Raw genomic sequence first — 1,134 nt, forward strand, 5'->3', positions numbered from 1 at the left:
CACGCCGCTCACCATCACAGCCGGCACGACTTATGTGGTTTCGGTCAATATCAACAGCTACTACGTCTCCACCACGCAGGGCTTCGCGTCTGGCGTCAGCAATGGCGGCCTGAACGCTCCGGTCGGCGCCGGCGTCTTCGACTACACCGCGGGCGTCTTCCCCACCAACGTCTATCAGAACGCAAACTATTTCCGCGACGTCGTGTTCGCTGCGAGCGCGGCGAATCCCAATAATCACCCCGGTACGGTGAGCGTCAGCGGGACGCCGACGCAGAACCAGACCTTGACGGCGACGGTGAGCGATGCGGATGGAGTGCCGGCCGCCGTCACCTATCAGTGGCAGCAAAGCACGAACGGCACGACATGGAGCAACATCGCCGGCGTAACGGCGAGCACGCTGACCCTCGGCCAAGCCCAGGTCGGCAACTTCATCCGTGTCAATGCCGTCTACACGGACCTACTGGGCAGTCGCGAGACCCCGGTGAGCGCCGCGACCGCCACGGCGGTGGCCAATGTCAACGACGTCGGCGTCGTCACGATCAGCGGCACGGCGTCCCAGAACCAGACACTGGCGGCCAGCGTCACCGATCCTGACGGCGTCCCGGCGAGCATCACCTATCGCTGGCAGAGCAGCACCGACGGCACCACCTGGACGAACCTCGCTGCCACGACCTCCAGTCTCACCCTCGACAGCAGCCTGGTCGGCAAGCGGATCCGTGTGAGTGCTACCTACACCGACCTGCTCGGCGGCAGCGAGACCCCAACCAGCGCAGCCACGGCGACGGTTACAGCTGCGAGCACCACCACCACTTTGTTTACCACCCAGACGCCGTCCATCACCAACGCGACCGACGGGGTCGGCGCGGACTACGAGCTGGGGATGCGCTTCACCAGCGACACTTCCGGCGTGATCCAGGCGATCCGATATTACAAGGCCTCGAACGAGACCGGCACCCATATCGGCCACATCTGGTCGGCGACGGGCCAGGAGCTGGCGACCGTCACGTTCACCAATGAAAGCGCATCGGGCTGGCAGCAGATGACGCTCGCCACGCCGCTCACCATCACAGCCGGCACGACTTATGTGGTTTCGGTCAATATCAACAGCTACTACGTCTCCACCACGCAGGGCTT

1 protein-coding gene is annotated in these 1,134 nt (G+C 64.1%); it reads left to right on the plus strand.

Going from position 1 to position 1,134, the window contains the following annotated elements; all coding sequences use genetic code 11:
• A partial coding sequence (locus tag IVB32_RS02740) for a DUF4082 domain-containing protein (RefSeq protein ID WP_247409708.1) occupies positions 1-1,134 on the plus strand: 1,134 nt, incomplete at both ends.

The organism is Bradyrhizobium sp. 23 (assembly GCF_023073295.1).
Lineage (GTDB): Bacteria > Pseudomonadota > Alphaproteobacteria > Rhizobiales > Xanthobacteraceae > Bradyrhizobium > Bradyrhizobium canariense_D.